This is a genomic window from Lactobacillus sp. A27, from assembly GCF_016742815.1.
GTDB lineage: Bacteria > Bacillota > Bacilli > Lactobacillales > Lactobacillaceae > Lactobacillus > Lactobacillus gallinarum.
Genome location: NZ_JAEHNT010000040.1, coordinates 1 through 1843 on the forward strand (window position 1 = coordinate 1; position 1843 = coordinate 1843).

Here is a 1843-nt window from a genome sequence, read left to right on the forward strand (position 1 = left end):
TATTACTAAACATGGCAATGCAGTCGCACGTAAGTTGCTTTATCGAGCTATTGGACAAATTGATAATGCAGCTAAGACAAATCCATGTCATATAGCAGATTATTACGAAAGCAAAAAGCTATCCTCTCAAACCAAAGGGTTTAAAAAGATAGCTATTGCTTCAATACATAAATTAATCAGAACCATTTATGCTCTGATTATCAATGATCAACTATATGATTACAACGTAGCCACACATAACTAAAAAGACTTTTATCGTAATTAATTGATCAGTTTTATTATAGACCTAAGCTTGTAAAAACTACATATTTGCAAGCTTATTTGTCGTATATTCCTTTAAAAATAAATCGACACTAAAACTTGCTTAAGTTAAAATTTAAACAAAAAAATAAAGCCAAACAGCTTATTGTGCTTGACTTTACGTAGAAAAAGAAGCCATAGGCCTCTTACATTAATATCCTTTGATACTACTCTTTAGAAATTAAGGTGATTGCTTATGACTTCTCTCAATAATTATATTAAATTTACTCTTAATATTGAAGCAGATAATTTAGAATTCCTTGATACTTCATTAGGGAAATATCGTGGACGTGAGGCCAAATTCTATCATGCTGTTCTTCATCTTGATCATTGTCTTGTTTGTGGCTCTGATCATATTTGGCACAATGGCCATTCTTATTCTAATCTCCGTTATCTTGCTTTAGATGCTAGTCTACCTGTCTTTATCAGAATAGCCAAAGAAAGAATTATTTGCCAAGACTGTCATCATAATTCTATGGCTGAAACTAATTTAGTAAATAAGTATTGTCATATCTCAAATCCAGTGAAAAGAAAGATTATTTCTGCTTTAACTGAAGACATGTCAATGAAAACTATCGCCATCCAAAACTCAGTTTCAACTTGTACTGTTCAACGAATGCTTGAAAAATATCAGACTACTTCTACCCAAGATTATGACTGGCTACCTGAGCACTTAGCTTTTGATGAATTCAAAGGTGTGGGTCGTCAGCTTCACTTTATTGCCCTTGATGGTCAGTCTCAACATGTGCTCAAAATCTTACCTAATAGATTTAAAAAGGATATTCTTAAGTATTTTAAGCACTTTCCAATTACTATTCGTAGGAAGGCTAAAACCGTTACGATGGATCTTAATTACTACTATGACATAATGGCCAGAGAACCATTTCCTAATGCTCAGATCATTTTTGATCGTTTTCACATCATTCAAATGCTTAACCGTTCATTTAACTCATGTCGTATTCATGTTATGAAGAAGTACCATAAAGGATCACGTGAATATAACTTGCTTAAATATTATTGGAAACTATATTTAAAGCCCTTTGATGATCTTGAAAAGACAAAACCACATTATGAATGGCACCTCAAAGATACACTAACTCAGGAACAAATTGTGACTGATGGACTAGCGCTAAGTGAAGAATTAGAGAATACCTACAATCTTTTACAAGATATTAGTAAAGCCCTAATAAATAAAAATATTTCTGATCTAAGAAAACTTCTCAACTGTAAAGATACTATAGGTTATCAAATGAACATTACGTTAAAAAACTTTAAACGTTGTCTTCATGATTTGCTTAACGCTGCTAGATTTACTGAATCAAATGGCTGCCTTGAAGGTATTAACCGCAAAATAAAGCAAATTGAACGAACTGCTTATGGCTATTCCAACTTTTATCATTTAGTAACAAGAATCAAATTAGAAGAAAAAGATGCGATTCTAAAAGAAAAAGCATCAAGCTGTAGTGACCCTCGAAATTCGGACATGAATCTCGAGGGTTTTACTATGTCTAAACTAACTAAAAAGGATAAAATTCATATTTTT

Annotated in this window: 1 protein-coding gene and 1 pseudogene; both read left to right on the plus strand. The window is 32.2% G+C overall.

Annotated features, from left to right (window positions below; translation table 11 throughout):
• Positions 1–244 (plus strand): annotated as a pseudogene (locus JEM49_RS06535) (IS110 family transposase); the annotation flags it as partial.
• Between the two features lie 252 nt (positions 245–496).
• On the plus strand, positions 497–1843 hold a 1347-nt coding region (locus JEM49_RS06540), incomplete at its 3' end, for an ISL3 family transposase (RefSeq protein WP_242509794.1).